The organism is Burkholderia sp. BCC0397 (assembly GCF_902832865.1).
Classification (GTDB): Bacteria; Pseudomonadota; Gammaproteobacteria; order Burkholderiales; family Burkholderiaceae; genus Burkholderia.
The window spans coordinates 160775-180502 of sequence record NZ_CADFDL010000009.1 but is presented as its reverse complement, the minus strand read 5'-3'; the positions used below and the strand labels follow the sequence as shown (position 1 = coordinate 180502).

Here is a 19728-nt window from a genome sequence, read left to right as displayed (position 1 = left end):
GGGGGCCTTTTGATTGCGGTGCGATTTACAGGAATAGAGCTATCTCGTCGCGACAAAGCGTGGCGTTCGGTCCCTCAAAGGAAGAATTTATTAATCAATATCTTGCTCATTGGTGGTGACGCCAGCACTACACTGCCGAGCCTTGCTCCCTAAGAGCCTACATTTTGGCGTTCCGCAGTCTAAGCGCATTCGAGATGACCGAAGCCGAACTCAGGCTCATCGCGAGCGCGGCAATCATGGGCGAAAGCAGCAACCCAGTAACCGGGTAAAGCACGCCGGCCGCGAGCGGAACACCAAGCGCGTTGTAGACGAACGCAAAACCAAGGTTCTGCTTCATGTTCGCGACGGTTGCCTCCGACAGCTCGCGAGCACGCGCGATACCTCGCAAATCGCCTTTCACGAGGGTGATCTGCGCGCTGCTCATCGCCACGTCGGTCCCGGTTCCCATGGCAACGCCGACGTCGGCCTTCGCCAGCGCCGGCGCGTCATTGATACCGTCGCCAGCCATCGCTACGACGTGCCCGTCTTGCTGAAGCTTCGTCACCAACTCGAGTTTGTCGGCCGGCTTGACCTCGCCATGAAATTCATCGAAACCGAGTTTCTCTGCAACGGCCTTGGCCGTCACCACGCCGTCGCCCGTTGCCATCACGACGCGAATGCCGTTTTCCTTCAACGTCGCGAGTGCTTCCGGCGTGGTCGCCTTGATTGGATCCGAGACTGCCAACAGCCCGGCCAAGTGCCCGTCGACCGCCAGATACATGACGCTTGCGCCCTGCGCCCTCATGCCGTCCGCTTCCTTCGCGAGCGACTCGACGGATACGGAATCCGTCTGCATCAGCGCGGTGTTGCCCAATGCCAATGTGCGGCCGGCAATGACACCGCGCACGCCGATGCCTGTCGCGGACTCGAAATTCTCGACACGATCGAGATTCAACGTCTTCCCACGGGCAGCGGCGACAATGGCTGCGGCAAGCGGATGCTCGCTGCCCTGGTCCAGACTGGCCGCCAGTCGGAGCACCTCGTCCGGTGTATAGCCGTTGCTGCCGAGCGCCCGTTCGAAGGCGGGACGCCCTTCGGTCAAGGTACCCGTCTTGTCGACGATCAGTACATCGACCTTGCGCAGATTTTCGATGGCCGCCGCATCGCGGAAGAGAACGCCGCTCGATGCGCCTTTGCCACTGGCGACCATGATGGACATCGGCGTGGCGAGGCCAAGCGCGCACGGGCACGCGATGATGAGCACCGCGACTGCATTGATGAGGCCGAATACCCAGCTGGGCTCGGGCCCGAAGATGCCCCATGCCACGAACGTCAACAGCGCCATGCCGACGACGACCATGACGAATACGCCGGCCACTTTGTCGGCCATTCGCTGCATCGGTGCTCTGGATCGCTGCGCCTGGGCGACCATCTGCACGATTTGCGACAGCACCGTCTGAGAGCCGACCTTCTCGGACTGAATGATCAAACTGCCTGTCGCGTTCATCGTCGCGCCGATGACATGGTCGCCAACACGCTTCGTTACGGGAATGGGTTCGCCGGTAATCATCGATTCATCGAGCGAGCTCGAACCGTCGGTCACTATGCCATCCACCGGGACCTTTTCGCCCGGTCGAACTCGAAGCAGATCTCCCACATGCACGTGGGTCAACGGAACGTCCTCCTCCGAACCATCCGCATTGATGCGTCGCGCGGTCTTGGGCGCGAGACCCAGGAGCGCCTTGATGGCAGCGGACGTTTGTGAGCGAGCCTTCAGCTCGAGAAGCTGACCGAGCAGAGTGAGCGAGATGATGACGGCCGCGGCTTCGAAATAGACGCTCACGCGGCCATGTGCACTGTACGTCTCGGGAAATGCGCCCGGGAAAACGGTGGCGACGACGCTGTAAATGTAGGCAGCGCCCGTACCGAGCCCGATGAGCGTCCACATGTTCGGGCTGCGGTTCAGGAACGAACGCGCGCATCGCTCGAAAAACGGGAAGCCTGCCCAGACGACCACCGGCGTAGAAAGCACGAACTCGATCCAGCTCTCGGTTGACGCGGACAGTAGTTCGACGCGATGGCTGAACATCGCCAGCACAAAGACGATTACAGTCAGCGGCAATGTCCACCAGAAGCGACGCCGAAAATCCACCAGCTCGGGGTTTTCACCTTCGTCGATGCTGGGCAGAACCGGCTCCAGGGTCATGCCGCATATCGGACATTGACCAGGATGGTCCTGACGGATTTCCGGGTGCATCGGGCACGTATAGATCGTGCCTTCCTGCGCCGACGCTGTCGGTTCAGCGGATCGGGACTCGACGTACTTCTGCGGAGCCGACTTGAACTTGGTCAGGCATGCGTCGCTGCAGAAGTAGTATGGTTTTCCGTCGTGCTCGCTATGAAAACGTGATTCGTTTGTCACGTTCATGCCGCAAACCGGGTCGCGTGGGATTTGGGCGGCATCGGTGTGCACGTGGCGTTCCCCATGCTGATGCGCATGTCCGCCGTGAGCGTGCCCGGTATGCGCGCCGTGCGTGTCTGCATCATCCACACGATGGTCGCCCGGCGATGCGTGCCCCGGGATCTGTTGGTGATATGACCTGCCTTCGCCATCTCGATCGTTCATCTTGACGCTCCTCGGCAATCTGCTCAGGGGTGCCGGACTCTTCCTAAGGTTCGGCCTGGGTATGAGTCCCGCTCTGCAGCCGCATTTAGGGAAGGATTCATTCATACACGCGTTCTGGAACCTGGCTCTGTCCTGGGTCAACTGCAATGCAGACGCCCGGTCAGTTCCGCCAAAATTAGGCAATCCGGGCGCGAGTCGCCTTTGCAATGATCTGCCAGAAATTGAAGTGTGTCCCTCATCTCAGCGAGTTCGCGGATACGCTCATTCAGCTCATCGATATGCTGCGTCACCAGTTTTTTGACCTCGCTGCTGGAACGTTCCCGGTCGTCCCACAGCGCGAGCAAGGTCGAGATCCTCTTCGTCGAGAATCCCAGGCGCCTTGCGCGTCTGAGGAAGCGAAGAACTTCGATGTCCCGTCCGGTGTACACACGGTAGTTCGAGTCCGTCCGCGTCGCCGGCCGAATAAGGCCGGATTCCTCATGGTGACGAATCATCTTGGCCGATACCCCGGATAACTTCGCGACTTCTCCGATATTCAAGAGTTGCTCCTTCGACGAGATATCTCGTCTCCCTTGAGCAAATTCTTGACCTTCCCACGATGGCAAGGTCAAGAGCAGGTTCGAGTCTTCGCGTGCAATGGCAATCCTTCTCCGTACGCATGGGTACGGTGGTTGCACGTCGCGCTTTGGCCCGATTGGGGCAGCCCAGGAAAGGAGATTCAAATGGCCCATCAACAGTACCAATCCTGTATCTCGGCGTGCGACAGTTGCGCAACCGCATGCGACCATTGCGCAGCCGCATGCCTCGCCGAGAGCCATGCACACGAGCATTGCAAGGAATGTGCGCAGGCATGTCGAAAATGCGCTCAGGAGTGTCGATCGGTGGCGCAGTAGCCGAGCAACGCCCCGTGCTTCCGTGGCTACGTACGCTATCGGGCGGAGCGCACGTGTCAATGCATCAGCGCGCCGGACAACTCGGAGGACGGACGTGCAGGTTCTGACATGGATACGATCTGGGCAGCTTGGCGGTAGTCGACCCAGAGCCAGGGTTTGGTGTCCCCGTATTGATCGTACGCGTCGCCCCAGCGCAGCCCGTCAGTACCAGAGCGGTGGCGATCGCGATCGTGTGTCGCAGCATATTCTGCCTCCATGTCATCGCGATCGTTCTCCTGCTTGCTTGCCCGGCGCGCCGATGCCCGAGGATTCAACTCCGCACGGGAGTCGCGGCCATCTGCATGGCGCACGGCGGGCGTTCAGCGCCAACGGAATATCAATGCTCGGCTGCCCACTTCGGCTCGATCAGCTGGTGGAGTTCCTTGTTGCGCGCGATCGTTGCATCGCTTGGCGGATAGTCGTGCTTGCCCGTCGGCAACAGGCCATCGTGATAGGCCGCAATCAACTCTTGGCGAACCTGCTCGCGGGTCTTGCCCCGTGTTACGGCAGCCGCAACCGGCGCCGCTGTCGGAGCGGGCGTGGCCGTCCTGGCGCCGGCTGCGACCGCGCTGTTGTCCCGTGCAACGGGCGGGTAGTCATGGCCGCTGTCCGCGAAGGCGGGCGTGGTTGCGGAAGCGGCAATAGCGAGCGCAGCGACGATTTGAAGTTTCATGTTCTCTCCGTTGTGAAGCGTGGAGCCGCACCTGCAGTTCCATTGAGATCCATTCTGGAGAGGAAGCCCTGATCGAGCCGTGACATGAAAATGATCTTTTGGTCACGTGGTCTTGATCTTCAATCGCATACAGAGGAAGCGACGTGGGACCACAAAAAAAGAGCCCGGCTCGAGGGCCGGGCTGAAAAGAGATGGCCCCCTCACGGACGATTCGCACATGAGCGAGGTGGACCACCTGCGTGGACGGACCAGATCGAAGGGTTTACGTCGTTCCGGGCAGCGGACTGGAAACGAGCACGGCGGCCACCATCAGGACACCAAGCAGGATTAGTGCCTCGACGTGAAGTACCGTGCCGAAGCGTCGAAGCGGCCCGGTCGGGACGGCTTGGGTGGGGTTCTTCAGCCTCGACATCAGCGTCGGCATTTCAAAGAAGCGGTTGTGTCCTCCGAGCGCGGCGGCGGTCAGCACGAGCACAAGCTTGAGCAGAAGGATCTGTCCGTACGTCGATTCCCACAGATTCACCGGCGTATTGACGCCTCGCCATCCGTTGTACGCACCGGTGCTGAACAAAATCACCAACGCGTACGTCGATGTGTCGGACAGCGATTGCACGAACGATGCACTGGTCTGCCGTTCGCTTCCGGGCGCGTCGAGCAGTCGCGGCATCACGACGTAGGTCGTCACGAGAACGAGCCCGACCCACGCGCTGATCGCAAGCAGATGCAACCAGTCGACCCACACCGGAAGGCTGAAGAGCCCGGTATCGACCGGATGTCCGCCGTTGCTGCGCGCCAGCGCCACGCCGGCCAAAGCAAGCCAGATCCCGAACGGGAAACGCGCGTCGCTGCCCGACCGCAGCAATGCCAGCACGATCACGCAAAGCATGAAGACCGCGCCGACCAGCCACGCATGTCCAAAGCCGGTTCCCACGAGCATCGACCACACGGCGGGCCCGGCCTCGAGCAGCGTCGACTCGCTCATCAGCGCGCAATGTGCCCAGAACGACAGCATGCTCGCCAGCAGAGAAAGAATGGACGCCATCCGGACGGTCAGGACGAGCCGTCGGCCAACGTTGGCTTGCCACGTGGAGTCTCCGCGCGCGAGCCATCGACTGCTGAGCAATGCGCCCACGATGACGGCGAAGCCGACGTTCTGAATCGCGACGGCGATCAGACGCAGGATGCCCAGGAAACCGTCGTTCATTACTTCACCTTGAACGTGTACGTGCCCTTGGTCTTGTGCGCGTCCGCAGTCATGACGGCCCACTGAACCGTATACGCGCCGGACGCGAGCTTCGGTACGGCGAGCGTCATGACGCGCGGATTCGACGTATCGATCTTCGCTTTTTCCTTCGTCACCGGCGCACCGGTCGCATCGGCGATTTTCACCGAGCTGAAGGTCGACTCGAGGTCTTCATTGAAGGTCAGGCGCAATGCGTCCGGCGCGACGTCGACGGTACTGCCCGACGCCGGCGTTGCGCTTTCCAGCTTGCCGTGTGCGAGCGCGGCGATGGGCGCGAACGCAACAGCACTAGCGACGGCGAGGCCGGCGAAATGTCTGAGGGTCAAAATCTTCATGTTATTGCTCGTCTCGAAGAATGAGACGGGGACCGCGGCTGCGCGTCCCCGTCGATTGTCGTCACTGCTTCTGCAGCTTGACGACCGTCAATGCGCCGTTGACTTCCTCGGCGACGAAATCGATCTTGTCGCCGACCTTCACCTGCGACAGCATCGCCGGATCCTTGGCCTTGAACACCATCGTCATCGCTTCCATGCCGAGGTTTTCGAGCGGACCATGCTTGATGGTCAACTTGCCGGCAGCCGTGTCGATCTTCTTGATTTCGCCGTGCGACATGCTGTTCTTTGCGTCGGCGCTTTGCTTTGCGCCACCGCTCATGTCCATGTTGCTCATGTCGCCTGCCGCGTACGTCGACGCAGAGAACGTCAGGGCGCAGCCCATTGCAATCGAGAACAGTGCTTTCTTCATCGTGCTTCTCCAGAGTTGGGGTGATGAAACCGACGATCGGGTGTGGCCCCGACCTTGTTGTGTGAATCAGCTGTCCGGCAGTTCGCCGGTGTATTCGTATGCGACCGTGCCCTTCGGATGCTTGAACCAGCCCGGGTCACGGTAGTCGTTCCGTCCGAGCCCCTGCCGCACCTTGGCGACAGTGAACATGCCGCCCATCTCCAGCGGCCCGAACGGGCCCGTACCGGTCATCATCGGCAGCGTGTTGTCGGGCAACGGCATCTCCATCTCGCCCATTGCGCCGCCGGTGCTGCCCATGGCCATGTAGTCGGGCACGAGCTTGTTGATGCGTTTGGCCAGGTCCTTCTGCGGCACGCCGATCATGTTCGGCACGCTGTGGCCCATTGCATTCATCGTGTGGTGCGACTTGTGGCAATGAAATGCCCAGTCGCCCGGCCGGTCCGCGGTGAACTCGATTGCGCGCATCTGGCCGACCGCGACGTCGGCGGTCACCTCCGGCCAGCGAGCGGCCGGCGGAATCCAGCCGCCATCCGTACCCGCCACCTCGAAGTGGTAGCCATGCAGGTGAATCGGGTGGTTCGTCATCGTCAGATTGCCGAACCGGATTCGCACGCGATCGCCGGCCCGAATCGGCAACGGATCGATACCGGGGAACACGCGCGCGTTGAACGTCCACATGTTGAAGTCGGTCATCTCGTTCACGCGCGGCGTGAAGCTGCCCGGGTCGATGTCGTAGGCGGACAGCAGGAACACGAAATCGCGGTCGACCGGCATCACGCTGCGATCCTTCGGGTGCACGATGAACATGCCCATCATGCCCATCGCCATCTGCACCATCTCGTCCGCATGCGGGTGATACATGAACGTACCGTGCTTCTCGAGCTGAAACTCGTAGACGAACGTCTTGCCGGGCGGGATGTGCGGCTGCGTCAAGCCGCCGACGCCATCCATGCCGTTCGGCAGCAGCATCCCGTGCCAATGAATCGTGGTGTGCTCCGGCAGTTTGTTGGTGACGAAGATGCGGACCTTGTCGCCTTCGACGGCCTCGATCGTCGGGCCCGGCGCCTGGCCGTTGTAGCCCCAGAGATTGGCCTTCATCCCGGGCGCCATTTCGCGCACGACGGGCTCGGCTGTCAGGTGAAACTCCTTCCAGCCATTCTTCATGCGCCACGGCAGCGTCCAGCCGTTCAACGTCGCGACCGGTGTGTATGGGCGGCCGTTGGGCGGCACGAGCGGCGGTTGCATCGTCGCCTTTGCCATGGTTGGCGCTTCCGGCAACGAAGCCGCTCCGGCTTTGCTGACCATCGCGGCACCGAGGATTGCGGCCCCCGAGCCGCTGAGGAATTGTCGACGGGACACCATGTTATTTACCTTCCGAATGCGTTTCGTGCGCCGGTTGCGCTGTGGAGGCAGGCGCCGGCTGGGCTGCCGTTGTCGGGGCGGACTGCGGTGCAGCATCCGGGCCCGACGGCGTTGCGGCGGCTTGTGCTGCGCCCGCTTGCGGCAGACGTCCGCCCAGTGCTTGCTGGAGATCCGTTTCCGCCAGCCAGTAATCCTTCAGCGCGTCGATGTAGCTGTTCACCGCACCGACTTGCTCGCGCGAATCGGCGAGCAGTTCGAAGACACTGGCGAGCATGCCGTTGTAGCGGAGCAGCAGTTCGTCCGAGATCGTCTTGCGGATCGGCACGACCTCGTCGCGATAGTGTTTCGCGACGTCGTAACTGCTCACGTACGTGGAATACGACTCGCGCACCTCCGATCGTGCATCGATCGCCGTTTGGGCGAGGCGGTTCGCCGACCGCATGTAGGTGGCTTCCGCGCGGGCGACCTTGGCGCTGCCGAAATCGAAAAGAGGAATTTCGATGCTGATTTCGTAGCCGTGCTCGTGGCCCTTGTCGGTCTCGTAGTTGTTTTGGTAACCGACATCGATTGCGTTGATGAACCGCGTTGCCTTGCTGAGGCCCAGCGACGACGCGACGCCTTGCGTCTGCAGCTTCGCCGCCTGGATGTCGAGCCGGTTCTGCATCGCGAACTGCTCGAGATCCTTCAGTTCCGGACGCTCCTTCGGCAGGTCCGGCAAGCGCTCAGGCAAGGTGTACTGCGTGCCGGTACCCCATACGCCCATCGTGCGCGTGAGTTTCTCCCGCGCCGATACGGCTTGCTGACGGGCCTTGGCGGCCTGGGCGATCGAGTCTGCATAGAACGCTTGCTCCCGCGCATAGTCGAGCTTGCTGAAGTTTCCGGCCTGCCGCATGCGGGAAGCCAGTTCGGCACCCGCGTCGGCCGAGTCCTTCACCTGGTCCGCGTACTTGGCAGCCTGCTCTGCGGCCACTGCGTTGACGTACGCGCGACGCGCTTCGGCAGCGAGCTTCAGCATCGCATCGGCAGTCTCGAGCTTCGTCTGTTCGAAGCGCCGGCCCTCGATGTGGGCAGCGAAAGGCAGCGTCAGAATGCTGAGTACGTTCGCCGAGAACGTACGGCCGATGCTCAGGTCGCCATTGCCCGCTCGCGTGCGGCTGAACGTGAAGCCCGGATTCGGTAGTCGTCCCGCCTGCACCAAATCGGCTTCGGAAAGCCCCAATTCTGCGTACGATGCCTGCAAGCCCCGGTTGTTCAGCAGGGCGACCTGCACGGCGTCGTCCATCGACAGAGGCTTGGTGAGCAATTCCTGCGTTCGCTTCGCCACTGCATCCCGATCGGCATCGGTTTTGACGATAACCGCGTCCTTACCGAGCCGCTCCGTAGCGGTCGACGACACCGTACCGAACCCGCCGTCCTTCGAAAACGTGGTGCAGCCAGCCAGAAACACCATGATGGCAACGCCCGCGCCCATGCGCGTTGAAACGAGTCGCTTCATCATTTGGCGGGTTCCCCATGCTGCGGATGATTCGACTGATGATCGCCAGCGGGCTTGTTCATGGCGCCGCCGTGGCCCATTGCGCCGCCGTGCGTCATGCCGCCCTTGGCCGGCTTCTCCTGGACCGCTTGATTGAGTTGTTGCCAGGTCGGGTTGTCGGCGTCGTTGTAGGAGCGATAGCCGTTGAAGGCCGACGGCGCCGAAATCGCCGGGACCGAGGCCGCGGCATCCGTCGGGTCGGGAATCGTTGTGGTGGCGTGCACGAGCGTCGGCAATGAAGCCGCCGCGCCGAGCAGCGCCGCAGAAATCAGTCGCATAAATTTTCTCGTCGTGAATCATCTGACGGGTCCACGCAAGACCGTCAGTACGAATGGCACATCGCGGGCGTTACCCGCGGTGGAGAATCAGACGAGGGTGTGGCGAGGAGGTCGCTCGATGCCGTCGGTCAGGAAAGACACGACACCGGCAGAAGGCGGAATGGAGGTGGTGACGCGTGTTACGTCCGACGATACGACGACGGAGGGAACCGCGGGTAATCCCGTGCCGAAGCAGCAGGCTGCGCATGTCGAACATGAATGCGCGTGATGACCGCCGCCGTGGTGATGAGTGTGATGGTCGTCGGCCGCGAGCGCCGCTCCATGCATGTCGTGATGATGCCCGGACATGGACTGCCCGGCATGCACGATCGGCGTTTCGCTGGCTTCGGCATGCGAAGCGACGCAATTCATCGAGATAGCCGCGAACGACTGAACCGGCAGGCTCAGTGCCAACAGCATGACGATGAAGAGTTTGCGCCAATATGACATGGGTGCGGAGTCTAGCACGAGCAGTTCGAAACGATAACATCGAGAACGTGTCCGGGTGTAACCGAAAGCGGTATTGCCGGTGTCCAGCTTATCGGCTGACGCGTGACGACGGCGTGGTCGAAAGATGACCATTTTTTCATCCAGCGGCGGTGGACGGCGCTCGCCGGCTCCGACCGCCACGGATTCATGAAAAAGCTGTCATCCAGCCGTCATTTTTCGCGCGCTTTCGCGACCGTATGCTGGGCGCAGCGCTCGCTGCGTCGAACCCGTTGACAGTCCTACTGCACTTCCATGCGGATACTCATAGTCGAAGACGAACCAAAAATGGCGTCATATCTCCGAAAGGGACTGACGGAAGCGAGCCATACCGTCGATGTTGCCGAGAACGGCAAGATCGGATTGTTCCGTTCGCCTACGCGGAATTTCTCGCCCGTATCCGCTCGTTGCTACGGCGCGCGCCGCGAAGTGTCCGGGACATTCTGCTCGTTGCGGACATGGAGATCGACCTGCTCAAGCGGCGAGTGCGTCGCGGTGACAATCGCATTGACCTGACCGCGCAGGAGTTTGCGTTGCTGCAACTCCTGGCTGAACGGGAAGGTGAGGTTTTGACGCGTACGTTCATCACCTCGCAGATCTGGGACATGAACTTCGACAGCGATACGAATGTCGTCGATGCCGCGATCAAGCGCTTGCGCGCCAAAGTCGACAATTCGTACGACAAGAAACTGATCCACACCATCCGGGGCATGGGATACGTGCTCGAGGACCGTTCATGACGGGCAAGGCGGTACCGTACACGCTGCTCACTTGGTTGACCGTCGCCTTCGCTGTCGTCGCCGGACTATCGTTTGCGCTGACTGGCGCTTACCTGTATCGATCCCTGTCGACCGAACTGCAGCGTCGCGATGACATCGAAATCAGCGGCAAACTGAGTCAGTTTTTGCAGTTGGCTCACGCAAGCGGTTCGGCACAGAACATTCGCTCGACGCCCGCGGTGTTTCACGAGGTGCTGCTCTCGCATCCCGGTGCCTACCTCGGTATTTACGACGCGCAGAACAATCGGCTGGTCGAGCACACGGCCGTGCCGGGCGTGACGTTGAAATCGATCGCCTCGGGCGACCATCCGTCTCGTGTCCCATACACGTGCGATCCGGTGGGAATCTGCACCGGGGAGAGGTCGGAATGGTCAGTAACGACGCGGGCACGACTTTCCATTTGCGATTTCCCATGACCGAGGGGAACGAGAAGAATCGCGTCGCATGAAGGCGAAGCAACCCCAGGCAGGGAGCTGCGAGCAACAGGAGCGAAATTTGCTCGGTCATTGCGCTTCGGACGGACCCTTTAGATCGCAAGAGTGCGAACGAGACAACAGTTAGCCTGTTCCGACGCCGAATCGTCTATCGATCAGGAGGTAAAGATGCAAACACGCATTCTCGCTCGGTGGTTCACCGTCAACGCTTTTGCCGCGCTTGGCCTGGTGACCGGTATAGCGAGCGCTCAGCAGGCCGCGCCGATGTCGGGCATGAACATGAGCCAGTCGACTGAAGCCAATTCGCCCTCTGTACAGGCGTTCAAGGATGCAGACCAATCGATGATGCAGAAAATGCAGGCACCGACCTACACCGGCGATGCTGACAAAGATTTCGTTGCGCACATGATTCCGCACCATCAAGGTGCCATCGATATGGCTCAAGTCGAACTGAAGTACGGCAAGGATCCTGAGATGCAAAAGCTCGCCCGAAGTATCGTCAAGGCACAGAAGGAAGAGATCGCGACGATGAAGCGGTGGCAAGCGAAACACGGCAGCAAGTAACCATCTACCGGCGGCCCCATCTCGAGCTTTCTCTCCTGTTCTGTCATCGTTAGTTCGCGATGCTCGTGCGGCCATAGGTGCGCTCGACGTAGCTGCTGACGATGTGCTGGAATTCCTCGGCGATCCGCTCGCCACGCAGCGTCTTGACCTTTTCGCCGTCGATGAAGACGGGTGCCGCCGGGTTTTCCCCCGAGCCGGGCAGGCTGATGCCGATATTGGCTTGTTTTGATTCGCCGGGCCCGTTGACGATGCAGCCCATGACCGCTACGTGCATTTTCTCGACGCCAGGGTATTGATCGCGCCATACCGGCATTTGCGTACGCAGGTAGGACTGGATTTGCGAGGCCAGCTCCTGGAACAGTGTGCTTGTTGTGCGGCCGCAACCGGGGCAAGCGATGACCATCGGCGTGAACGAGCGCAGCCCCATCGTCTGGAGAATTTCCTGGCCGACGATCACCTCGCCAGTTCGTGAAGCACCCGGCTCGGGCGTAAGCGAGATGCGGATCGTGTCGCCGATGCCTTCTTGCAGCAAAACGCCAAGCGCCGCTGTCGAGGCCACGATGCCCTTCGAGCCCATGCCGGCCTCGGTCAGGCCCAGATGCAGCGCAAATCGGCAGCGACGCGCGAGCTCACGATAAACGGTAATGAGGTCCTGCACCCCACTCACCTTGCATGACAGGACGATCTTGTCGTGTGCGAGGCCAAGTTCCACGGCGCGCTCGGCGGAGCCGATCGCCGACTGTATCAGCGCTTCATACATGACGCATTGCGCTTCCCACGGCTCGGCGCGGGCCGCGTTGTCGTCCATCATTTTCGCGAGCAAGTCCTGATCGAGGCTGCCCCAGTTCACGCCAATGCGCACCGGCTTGTCATAGCGGATCGCCGTCTCGATCATTTGCGCAAACTGCGTATCGCGCTTCGCGCCTTGCCCGACGTTGCCGGGGTTGATGCGGTATTTCGAGAGTGCCTCGGCGCAACCCGGGTGATCATGCAGCAACAAGTGGCCGTTATAGTGGAAGTCGCCAACGAGCGGCACCGTCACGCCCATTCGATCGAGCTGTTCGCGGATCGCCGGGACAGCCTGCGCCGCCTCGGGCGTGTTCACCGTAATGCGCACGAGCTCCGAGCCCGCTTGCGCGAGCTCTTTGACCTGGATGGCCGTGCCGATCGCATCGACCGTATCCGTATTCGTCATCGACTGCACGCGCACAGGCGCGTCGCCGCCGATCGTCACGAGCTGGCCGCCCCAACGAACGTCGACCGCGTGCGAAATGCGACGTTTGGCTGGGCCGCCGAAAGTCGGCACGGGAGAACAGTTCTGGCTGCTGCTGTCGGTAGGCATCGAAAGACCCATGAGTCCTGGTTACGCTGCGTGCGCAGCTGTCGGACAAGCTGCACACCCGAATTGAGACTGGGTGGCAGCACTCGCTGTAGCGTTGGACCGTTACGGCAACGTGAAATGCGCGACGTTGCCTTTGTTCAGACCAATTTCGCGCATCGACGCCCTCGGTGAGATTGTGATGCGGGCGGGACGGGGCATCCTGGCCATCAAGCCAAATGGCCTCCGGCAAACCCGAAGCGGTTCAAATCTGCCGCCTGCCAACGACGCAAAACCTCCGAAGCGCCATCACGACGGAGCCTCAGAGGTTGCATCCAAGCTTTGCCTGGAAACTGCTTTCTTAGCCGATCGGCTGCGATTCGTAACCAGCCGCCCGAAGTGTCTCCGCCGCAGCAGAAGCATCTCCTGCCACCGTGACTTCCCGAGCGCCCAGATCAATAGAGATCTCGGTCCCCGGCATAGTCGTCGCGAAGGCCTTACGTATCGTAGCCGCGCAATGGTCGCACGTCATTTCGGCTACCTTGAAGCGAGCGCCAGAGACGGCGGGTTCGCTAGCATCGTTGGCATGATCCTGATGTTCTGCGCACATGAAACTAATCTCCTGAGTTTTGACGAGCGCCCATGTTGGCGTTTACAACCGTTGGAAGGTCAAGTGCTTTTTTTCGCCGAACGCGAGCAAGGATTTTTTTTGATCGCTTGACCTTCCAATCGTTGCAATGTCTCAAATGGTGTCATTCGCACAACTGTTTAAGGAGTGTCATGACTGCCGTGACTGCCACAGGTCCAGCTCAGTTCGGTATCCATGTCGAGGGCATGAGCTGCGCGTCTTGCGTCAATCGCATCGAAAAGGCGATGCGCGGTGTGCCCGGCGTGAAATCGGCCGTCGTCAACCTGGCGACCGAGCGCGCCAATGTAACGTTCGCCGGCCCTGCCGATTTGGATGCCGTTGTAGCGGCCATTCGGAACGCCGGTTATGACACGAAGACCGAAAGCATCGAACTCGCGATCGAGGGCGCGACCTGCGCCTCCTGCGTGAGTCGCATCGAGAAGGCGCTAAAGCTCGTACCGGGCGTTCTCGATGCCAGCATGAATCTGGCTACCGAGAGAGCCTCTCTCAGGGTGGCCAGCGGCGTTGCCGGCGTTCAGGACCTGGTAGCGGCTATCGAGCACGCGGGATATACCGCCCGATCCGTCGCTGCAGGGAATCCGGAGGACGCACGGGCCGAGGCCCGCGAGCAGGAGGCACGCAGTCTCGCGCGCGCACTGGGCGTCTCGGCTGCGTTCACGCTTCCCATTTTCGTGGTGGAAATGGGCTCGCACCTCGTCCCGGCTATTCATGAATTCGTCATGGTACATATAGGCATGCAGACGAGTTGGTACCTGCAATTCGTCCTGGCGACCATTGTGCTCTTCGGGCCGGGGCTCCGCTTTTTCCGCAAGGGGGTGCCCGCCCTGCTGCGGGGGGGGCCGGACATGAACAGCCTCGTGTCGCTCGGCACGATAGCCGCGTGGAGCTACTCCGTCGTAGCCACCTTTGCGCCATCGGCCTTACCCCACGGCACGGCCAACGTCTACTATGAAGCAGCAGCCGTCATCATCATGCTTATCATGCTTGGTCGATATCTCGAAAACCGCGCCAAGGGCCGGACCTCGGAAGCGATCAAGCGTCTTGTCGGCCTCCAGGCCAAGACCGCGAGGGTCGTGCGCGACGGCGAGACGGTCGAGATTCCGCTCGATCAGGTGCATGTCGGAGATCTCGTTCTCGTTCGACCGGGCGACAAGGTGCCGCTCGATGGCGAGGTGGTGGACGGTTCGTCCTATGTCGACGAGTCCATGATCACCGGAGAGCCGGTGCCCGTCGCAAAGAGCCTCGGGGCGGAGGTCGTCGGCGGCACGATCAACAAGACGGGCGCTTTCACCTTCCGCGCCACGAAGGTCGGTGCGGATACCGTGCTGGCTCATATCATCCGCATGGTCGAACAGGCCCAGGGCGCCAAGCTGCCGATTCAGGCGCTGGTGGACAAAGTCACGGCGCGGTTCGTGCCCGCAGTGATGCTCGCGGCCGCGGCCACCTTCCTCGTCTGGTTTGTCCTCGGTCCGACGCCGTCGCTCGGCTTCGCGCTGGTCAACGCGGTGGCGGTGCTCATCATCGCGTGCCCCTGTGCGATGGGGCTCGCCACGCCAACCTCCATCATGGTCGGCATGGGCCGTGCGGCCGAGATGGGTCTGCTATTTCGCAAGGGCGAAGCGCTTCAGACGCTCAGGAGCGCTGAGGTGATCGCGATGGACAAGACCGGCACGCTGACGAAAGGACGTCCCGAACTCACAGACCTCATCCCTGCCATCGGTTTCGATCGGGACGAGGTGCTTCGGCTGGTGGCCGCTGTCGAAACCCGCTCGGAGCACCCGATTGGGGAGGCAATCACAGCGGCAGCCAAGCGCGAGAGGCTGGAATTGCCGGCGGTCGAGGATTTCGATGCCACTCCCGGATTCGGCGTCAAGGCGAGAGTGGCGGGGCATACGGTCCAGGTAGGGGCGGACAGGCTGATGGTGAAGCTCGGCTTCGACGTCTCGGCCTTTGCAAACGAAATGAGTCGGCTAGGCGAGGAAGGCAAGAGCCCGCTGTTCGCCGCCATAGACGGGAAGATCGCCGCGGTGATCGCGGTGTCGGATCCGATCAAGCACTCGACCATCGAGGCGGTCAACGCTCTGCACGAGTTGGGCGTGAAAGTCGCGATGGTCACCGGCGACAATCGAAAGACTGCCGAGGCTATCGCCCGGCGTCTGAAGATCGACGAGGTCGTGGCCGAGGTCCTGCCCGACGGAAAGGTCGAGGCGCTCGCCAAGTTGCGCGCCGGTGGCAGAACGGTCGCTTTCGTGGGCGACGGGATCAACGATGCCCCGGCTCTCGCTGCGGCCGATGTCGGCATTGCCATCGGCACGGGTACCGACGTGGCGATCGAGACAGCCAGTGTCGTGCTGATGTCCGGCGATCTGCGCGGTGTGCCCAACGCAATCGCCCTGTCGAAGTCGACGATCCGCAACATCAAGCAGAATCTGTTCTGGGCCTTTGCCTACAACGCCGTGCTGGTGCCCGTAGCGTCCGGGGTGCTGTTCCCTGCCTATGGTGTGCTGCTTTCGCCGATCATCGCGGCCGGCGCCATGGCGCTTTCCAGCGTCTTCGTTCTCAGCAACGCGCTGCGGCTCAAACGCTTCCGAGCCCCTATGCGTTTCGATCCGGTGCGGCCCGACATGAATGGTCGCCTCGTGGCAGGGGAATGAAATGCGCAAAGACGCTCACATCGAAACGTCAGTCCATATCCGTCAAGTGGGTAGGGAGATCGCGGTAGCGCAGGGGCGCACGATCCTGGAAGCGGCGCTTGAGCAGGGGATTGCCTATCCCCATGGTTGCCGGTCCGGGCGCTGCGGCTCGTGCAAGTCGCGCCTGATCGCGGGTGAGGTTGACCTTCTGCCGCATACGCCCTTTTCCCTGACTCCCCAAGAGCGCGATTTGGGACTCATCCTCGCCTGCCGGGCGCAGCCCAAAACCGATGCATCGGTAGCCTGGCTGGGCAAGGATGAAGAGCTGGCTGACCATCCGGTACAGTCCGTGCGGTCGCGCGTCATCGCTTTGGATGACGCCACGCATGACATTAAACGACTGACGATTGTGCTGGAAGGCGATAGGCCGCTTTCGTTCAGCGCAGGTCAATATGCGCAGCTTTCCTTTCCCGGCGCGCCCACGCGCGACTATTCGATGGCGAATCAGCCGGGCGAAACGGAACTGGAATTTCACATACGCCGCGTGCCCAACGGCGCGACAAGCGAGCGGGTGGCCACGCGGCTTGCGATCGGAGACGAGGTGACGGTCCGCGGCCCGTTCGGCAGCGCGTTTCTGCGTCACCGCCACACCGGGCCGATACTGGCAGTTGCCGGAGGGTCCGGCATGGCGCCGATGAAGTCCATCGTGGACACGGCGCTGAACTATGGATTCCAGCAGCCAATCCACTTGTACTTCGGGGTACGCCAGGAGCGAGACCTCTATCTGGTGGACCATTTCCGGACCTTGTGCGAGCGCCACCCGAACCTGACCTTTATCCCGGTTCTTTCGCAAGCCGATCGCTCTTCCAGCTACCGCACCGGCACGGTCGTTCAGGCGATCGCGGAGGACCTGCAGGATCTCCACGGTTGGCAAACCTACGTGGCGGGCCCGCCGGCAATGACCGACACGGTGATGCCGATCGTTCTCGAGCGCGGTCTTCGGCGGGAAGACCTGCACGTCGATGTGTTCTTCACGCCTGAAATAACGGCGCGACCGGAACAGCCACTGGAGGACCCAAGATGAATATCGGTGATGTCTCCCAAGAATCGGGCGTGTCCACCAAGATGATCCGCTATTACGAGCAGATCGGGCTCATTGCGCCCGCGCAGAGGACCGAATCGGGCTACCGCGTCTATTCCGACAACGATGTGCATACGCTGCGCTTCATCCGACGCGCGCGGGATCTGGGCTTCTCCGTGAATCAGCTGGTCGAGCTGCTGGCGCTGTGGTCGAACCGCGGTCGCGCGAGCGCCGACGTCAAGCGCATTGCCCGTGAGCATATCGCGGAGCTGGAACGGAAGATCGAGGAACTGCGGATGATGAAGGACGCTTTGAAACACCTGGCCGAGAATTGTCACGGCGATGACCGGCCGGAGTGTCCGATCCTCGAGGATCTGGCCAGCGCCATCAAGGCCGAAGCCAGGCACACAGACCTGACGCGCTTCGGAGCAGGCGGCGTGGACCCCGTGTGTCGGAAGAAGCATGTCCCATGAGCGGCTCTCCGGAAGACGCAGCCCCAGCAGTTCTACCAATATGATCGGAGAATAAGATGCTTCGACGTCTGTTGATCTTAGGCCTGATGCTTCTTGGCGTCTCGCTCATCGCTTTTCTCTTGCCGTATGTCAGCGGCGGCGATCCGGTGCGGACGATCCTGATGTCGCGGGTCCACGACCTTGCTGTCGATCCCACCGCCGTCGAGGCGATGCGCGTACATTTGGGTCTTGATCGCCCCTTGCCGGTGCAGTATGGCGCCTGGCTGTGGCAGGCGCTGCATGGCGATCTCGGCTATTCATTCACGAGCGGCAGGTCCGTTGCCGCCGAGATCGGGGGAGCGCTCAGCGTGTCGATAACACTGGCGCTGATGGCGCTGGGCATCGCTGCGCTCGTCGCGATACCGCTCGGCACCTTGGCGGCAACGCGCCCGGGCGGCACGGTCGACAGCGCCACGACACTGATGATCCAGACCTTCGTGGCGACGCCAGAATATTGGCTGGCACCGATAGGCGTGCTTGTTTTCGCGGTTTACCTCCAATGGCTGCCTTCGGCCGGCTGGACGGACTGGAGCTCGCGGCTGCTGCCGGCAATGGTGCTCTCGCTGCGTCCCATGGCTTATTTCACCCAAGTGACGCGGGCCGCGATGATGGACGTACTGCAGGCCCCGTACATCACGGCAGCACGTAGCCGCGGCCTCAGCATGCGCCAGACGGTAATGCGGCACGGCGTACGCAACGGCTCGATGCCGGTCGTCACCTTCTTTGCACTTTGGCTGGCCGGGCTCCTCGGCGGTTCGGTCGTCGTCGAGGTCATATTCGCCATCCCTGGCATGGGGCGGCTGCTCTACGAAGCGGTCATCGATCGCGACATTCCCGTGCTGCAAGGCGGTTTCGTCTCCATCGTGGCGCTGTCGGTGCTGATCAACACGGTGGCCGACATGCTCTATGCCGCACTCAACCCCGCAGTGAGGTCCGGCTATGCGCATTGACAATCTTTCGCAACATGCCACCGCCAGTTCGCTGGTGCTCATGTCGCCCAGTCAGTCGGCCGTGTCGCGCCTTTGGCGATTTCTCTGCAAACGCCACTGGACCTTCCGCGTGGGGGTCGTGATGCTGGTGGTGCTCGTGGTAACCCTCATCGTGGCGCCGTGGATCGTTCCGTACGATCCGGCCGCGCAGAACCTCCTTGCACGGCTTGCCCCGCCGAGCGCGGTGCACTGGCTGGGCACGGACCAGCTCGGGCGCGACACCTTCAGCCGCCTCCTTGTTGGCGGCCGCTTCACGGTCACGATCGCGCTGATCACGGTAATGCTGTCCGTTGCCATCGGCACAGTGATCGGCGTGGTCGCCGGCCGCATCCAGGGTAGCCTGCTTGATGAGATTGCCATGCGCGTCGTCGACGTCCTGATCTCGGTCCCGGACGTCGTAGTGGCGATCTTCCTCGTCGCCATCATGGGCCCGGGCTATTTGACCGTGATCGCGTCGCTGACGGTCGTCGGCTGGACACCGTTCGCGCGGTTGGCTCGTGCGTTGACCATGACAATCAACGCCCAGGGTTTTATCCACGCGGCGGAGGTGCTGGGTTGCAGCCGCTCCTTCATCATCCTTCGCCACATCATTCCGAACATCATCCGGTCGATTGCGGCGGTGAGCTTCCTGCGCTTCGGTCACAAGCTGATCACGGTGGGAGCGCTGTCCTTCCTCGGGCTGGGCGTGCAGCCTCCGGCGGCAGACTGGGCACTGATGATGGCCGATTCTCAGCCCTACGTCGAGCGGCTGCCAATCCTGATGATCGCGCCGGGCCTGGCGATTTTCCTTGCCGCGCTCAGTGTCACCTGGATCGGGCACGGGTTTCAAATCAAAGCCAAAGGCGAGGGCTCAAGCGATGAATAAATGTGTCA

General features: G+C 61.6%; 18 protein-coding genes and 3 pseudogenes. 10 read left to right on the top strand and 11 right to left on the bottom strand.

Annotation, left to right across the window (positions count from 1 at the left end; translation table 11 throughout):
* Window positions 1-157: 157 nt before the first annotated feature.
* Together HWX03_RS25345 and cueR (HWX03_RS25340) are read right to left on the bottom strand one after the other, a co-directional pair.
* Window positions 158-2605 (bottom strand): heavy metal translocating P-type ATPase, encoded by a 2448-nt coding sequence (locus HWX03_RS25345; protein ID WP_208456822.1) that lies wholly within the window; start codon window positions 2603-2605, stop codon window positions 158-160.
* Between the two features lie 137 nt (window positions 2606-2742).
* The gene (cueR, locus tag HWX03_RS25340; RefSeq protein ID WP_175873103.1) at window positions 2743-3144 is read right to left on the bottom strand and encodes a Cu(I)-responsive transcriptional regulator; all 402 of its coding nucleotides are present in this window, start codon (window positions 3142-3144) and stop codon (window positions 2743-2745) included.
* Between the two features lie 183 nt (window positions 3145-3327).
* Here cueR (HWX03_RS25340) and HWX03_RS25335 point away from each other — a divergent pair, with 183 nt between their 5' ends.
* Complete coding sequence (locus tag HWX03_RS25335; RefSeq protein WP_175873102.1) at window positions 3328-3498, top strand: four-helix bundle copper-binding protein; 171 nt, start codon at window positions 3328-3330, stop codon at window positions 3496-3498.
* Between the two features lie 376 nt (window positions 3499-3874).
* Here the strand turns inward: HWX03_RS25335 and HWX03_RS25330 are convergent, their stop codons facing one another.
* From HWX03_RS25330 to HWX03_RS25295, 8 genes are all read right to left on the bottom strand, one after another.
* Window positions 3875-4210, bottom strand: a complete 336-nt coding sequence (locus HWX03_RS25330; RefSeq protein ID WP_175873101.1) for a DUF4148 domain-containing protein — start codon at window positions 4208-4210, stop codon at window positions 3875-3877.
* A 262-nt stretch (window positions 4211-4472) separates the two neighbouring features.
* Window positions 4473-5414, bottom strand: a complete 942-nt coding sequence (locus tag HWX03_RS25325; RefSeq protein WP_175873100.1) for a CopD family protein — start codon at window positions 5412-5414, stop codon at window positions 4473-4475.
* The gene (gene copC / locus HWX03_RS25320; protein WP_175873099.1) at window positions 5414-5788 is read right to left on the bottom strand and encodes a copper homeostasis periplasmic binding protein CopC; all 375 of its coding nucleotides are present in this window, start codon (window positions 5786-5788) and stop codon (window positions 5414-5416) included. The genes HWX03_RS25325 and copC overlap by 1 nt, the downstream gene beginning before the upstream one ends.
* Window positions 5789-5849: 61 nt before the next feature.
* Window positions 5850-6197, bottom strand: coding sequence for a copper-binding protein (locus HWX03_RS25315; protein ID WP_080323020.1), 348 nt, complete (start codon window positions 6195-6197; stop codon window positions 5850-5852).
* Window positions 6198-6263: 66 nt separating this feature from the next.
* Complete coding sequence (locus tag HWX03_RS25310; protein WP_175873098.1) at window positions 6264-7559, bottom strand: copper oxidase; 1296 nt, start codon at window positions 7557-7559, stop codon at window positions 6264-6266.
* Between the two features lies 1 nt (window position 7560).
* Window positions 7561-9057, bottom strand: a complete 1497-nt coding sequence (locus tag HWX03_RS25305) for a TolC family protein (RefSeq protein ID WP_175873097.1) — start codon at window positions 9055-9057, stop codon at window positions 7561-7563.
* Window positions 9054-9371 (bottom strand): hypothetical protein, encoded by a 318-nt coding sequence (locus HWX03_RS25300; RefSeq protein ID WP_175873096.1) that lies wholly within the window; start codon window positions 9369-9371, stop codon window positions 9054-9056. The genes HWX03_RS25305 and HWX03_RS25300 overlap by 4 nt, the downstream gene beginning before the upstream one ends.
* An 87-nt stretch (window positions 9372-9458) precedes the next feature.
* On the bottom strand, window positions 9459-9992 hold the full coding sequence (locus HWX03_RS25295; protein ID WP_244132765.1) for a hypothetical protein: 534 nt from the start codon (window positions 9990-9992) through the stop codon (window positions 9459-9461).
* A gap of 159 nt (window positions 9993-10151) precedes the next feature.
* Between HWX03_RS25295 and HWX03_RS25290 the strand changes: the two are divergent.
* The 3 genes and pseudogenes from HWX03_RS25290 to HWX03_RS25280 all read left to right on the top strand — a co-directional run bounded on the left by HWX03_RS25290 (window position 10152) and on the right by HWX03_RS25280 (window position 11673).
* Window positions 10152-10636: pseudogene (locus tag HWX03_RS25290) on the top strand (winged helix-turn-helix domain-containing protein).
* Window positions 10633-11022 (top strand): annotated as a pseudogene (locus tag HWX03_RS25285) (two-component sensor histidine kinase); the annotation flags it as partial. The pseudogenes HWX03_RS25290 and HWX03_RS25285, both read left to right, overlap by 4 nt.
* Before the next feature lie 255 nt (window positions 11023-11277).
* Window positions 11278-11673, top strand: a complete 396-nt coding sequence (locus HWX03_RS25280; RefSeq protein ID WP_175873095.1) for a DUF305 domain-containing protein — start codon at window positions 11278-11280, stop codon at window positions 11671-11673.
* A gap of 49 nt (window positions 11674-11722) precedes the next feature.
* Here HWX03_RS25280 and ispG read toward each other — a convergent pair whose 3' ends face one another.
* Window positions 11723-13027: a flavodoxin-dependent (E)-4-hydroxy-3-methylbut-2-enyl-diphosphate synthase gene (gene ispG, locus HWX03_RS25275; RefSeq protein WP_175873094.1), complete on the bottom strand. Its 1305-nt coding sequence runs from the start codon at window positions 13025-13027 to the stop codon at window positions 11723-11725.
* 61 nt (window positions 13028-13088) lie between these two features.
* On the opposite strand from ispG, the gene HWX03_RS37030 reads away from it, so the two are divergent.
* The 6 genes and pseudogenes from HWX03_RS37030 (at window position 13089) to HWX03_RS25245 (ending at window position 19720) form a co-directional block, all read left to right on the top strand.
* The gene (locus HWX03_RS37030; protein WP_244132764.1) at window positions 13089-13712 is read left to right on the top strand and encodes a hypothetical protein; all 624 of its coding nucleotides are present in this window, start codon (window positions 13089-13091) and stop codon (window positions 13710-13712) included.
* A 59-nt stretch (window positions 13713-13771) separates the two neighbouring features.
* Window positions 13772-16294: a heavy metal translocating P-type ATPase gene (locus HWX03_RS25265; RefSeq protein ID WP_208456821.1), complete on the top strand. Its 2523-nt coding sequence runs from the start codon at window positions 13772-13774 to the stop codon at window positions 16292-16294.
* A 1-nt stretch (window position 16295) separates the two neighbouring features.
* Window positions 16296-17357 (top strand): 2Fe-2S iron-sulfur cluster-binding protein, encoded by a 1062-nt coding sequence (locus HWX03_RS25260; protein WP_175873092.1) that lies wholly within the window; start codon window positions 16296-16298, stop codon window positions 17355-17357.
* A pseudogene (gene cueR, locus HWX03_RS25255) lies at window positions 17354-17737 on the top strand (Cu(I)-responsive transcriptional regulator); the annotation flags it as partial. The gene HWX03_RS25260 and the pseudogene cueR (HWX03_RS25255), both read left to right, overlap by 4 nt.
* A gap of 146 nt (window positions 17738-17883) precedes the next feature.
* The gene (locus HWX03_RS25250) at window positions 17884-18816 is read left to right on the top strand and encodes an ABC transporter permease (RefSeq protein WP_208456820.1); all 933 of its coding nucleotides are present in this window, start codon (window positions 17884-17886) and stop codon (window positions 18814-18816) included.
* Window positions 18806-19720: an ABC transporter permease gene (locus tag HWX03_RS25245; protein WP_175873090.1), complete on the top strand. Its 915-nt coding sequence runs from the start codon at window positions 18806-18808 to the stop codon at window positions 19718-19720. Before HWX03_RS25250 ends, HWX03_RS25245 begins: the two co-directional genes overlap by 11 nt.
* Window positions 19721-19728: the final 8 nt, after the last annotated feature.

Excerpts from the sequence above, each read along its gene's own strand:
- HWX03_RS25305 (WP_175873097.1), bottom strand. The coding sequence starts at position 9,057 with ATGATGAAGCGACTCGTTTCAACGCGCATGGGCGCGGGCGTTGCCATC.
- HWX03_RS25300 (WP_175873096.1), bottom strand. The coding sequence starts at position 9,371 with ATGCGACTGATTTCTGCGGCGCTGCTCGGCGCGGCGGCTTCATTGCCG.
- HWX03_RS25325 (WP_175873100.1), bottom strand. The coding sequence starts at position 5,414 with ATGAACGACGGTTTCCTGGGCATCCTGCGTCTGATCGCCGTCGCGATT.
- HWX03_RS25280 (WP_175873095.1), top strand. The coding sequence starts at position 11,278 with ATGCAAACACGCATTCTCGCTCGGTGGTTCACCGTCAACGCTTTTGCC.
- ispG (WP_175873094.1), bottom strand. The coding sequence starts at position 13,027 with ATGGGTCTTTCGATGCCTACCGACAGCAGCAGCCAGAACTGTTCTCCC.
- HWX03_RS25295 (WP_244132765.1), bottom strand. The coding sequence starts at position 9,992 with ATGGTCATCTTTCGACCACGCCGTCGTCACGCGTCAGCCGATAAGCTG.
- HWX03_RS25345 (WP_208456822.1), bottom strand. The coding sequence starts at position 2,605 with ATGAACGATCGAGATGGCGAAGGCAGGTCATATCACCAACAGATCCCG.
- HWX03_RS25260 (WP_175873092.1), top strand. The coding sequence starts at position 16,296 with ATGCGCAAAGACGCTCACATCGAAACGTCAGTCCATATCCGTCAAGTG.
- HWX03_RS25335 (WP_175873102.1), top strand. The coding sequence starts at position 3,328 with ATGGCCCATCAACAGTACCAATCCTGTATCTCGGCGTGCGACAGTTGC.
- copC (WP_175873099.1), bottom strand. The coding sequence starts at position 5,788 with ATGAAGATTTTGACCCTCAGACATTTCGCCGGCCTCGCCGTCGCTAGT.
- HWX03_RS25330 (WP_175873101.1), bottom strand. The coding sequence starts at position 4,210 with ATGAAACTTCAAATCGTCGCTGCGCTCGCTATTGCCGCTTCCGCAACC.
- HWX03_RS25250 (WP_208456820.1), top strand. The coding sequence starts at position 17,884 with ATGCTTCGACGTCTGTTGATCTTAGGCCTGATGCTTCTTGGCGTCTCG.
- HWX03_RS25315 (WP_080323020.1), bottom strand. The coding sequence starts at position 6,197 with ATGAAGAAAGCACTGTTCTCGATTGCAATGGGCTGCGCCCTGACGTTC.
- HWX03_RS25265 (WP_208456821.1), top strand. The coding sequence starts at position 13,772 with ATGACTGCCGTGACTGCCACAGGTCCAGCTCAGTTCGGTATCCATGTC.
- HWX03_RS25245 (WP_175873090.1), top strand. The coding sequence starts at position 18,806 with ATGCGCATTGACAATCTTTCGCAACATGCCACCGCCAGTTCGCTGGTG.
- HWX03_RS25310 (WP_175873098.1), bottom strand. The coding sequence starts at position 7,559 with ATGGTGTCCCGTCGACAATTCCTCAGCGGCTCGGGGGCCGCAATCCTC.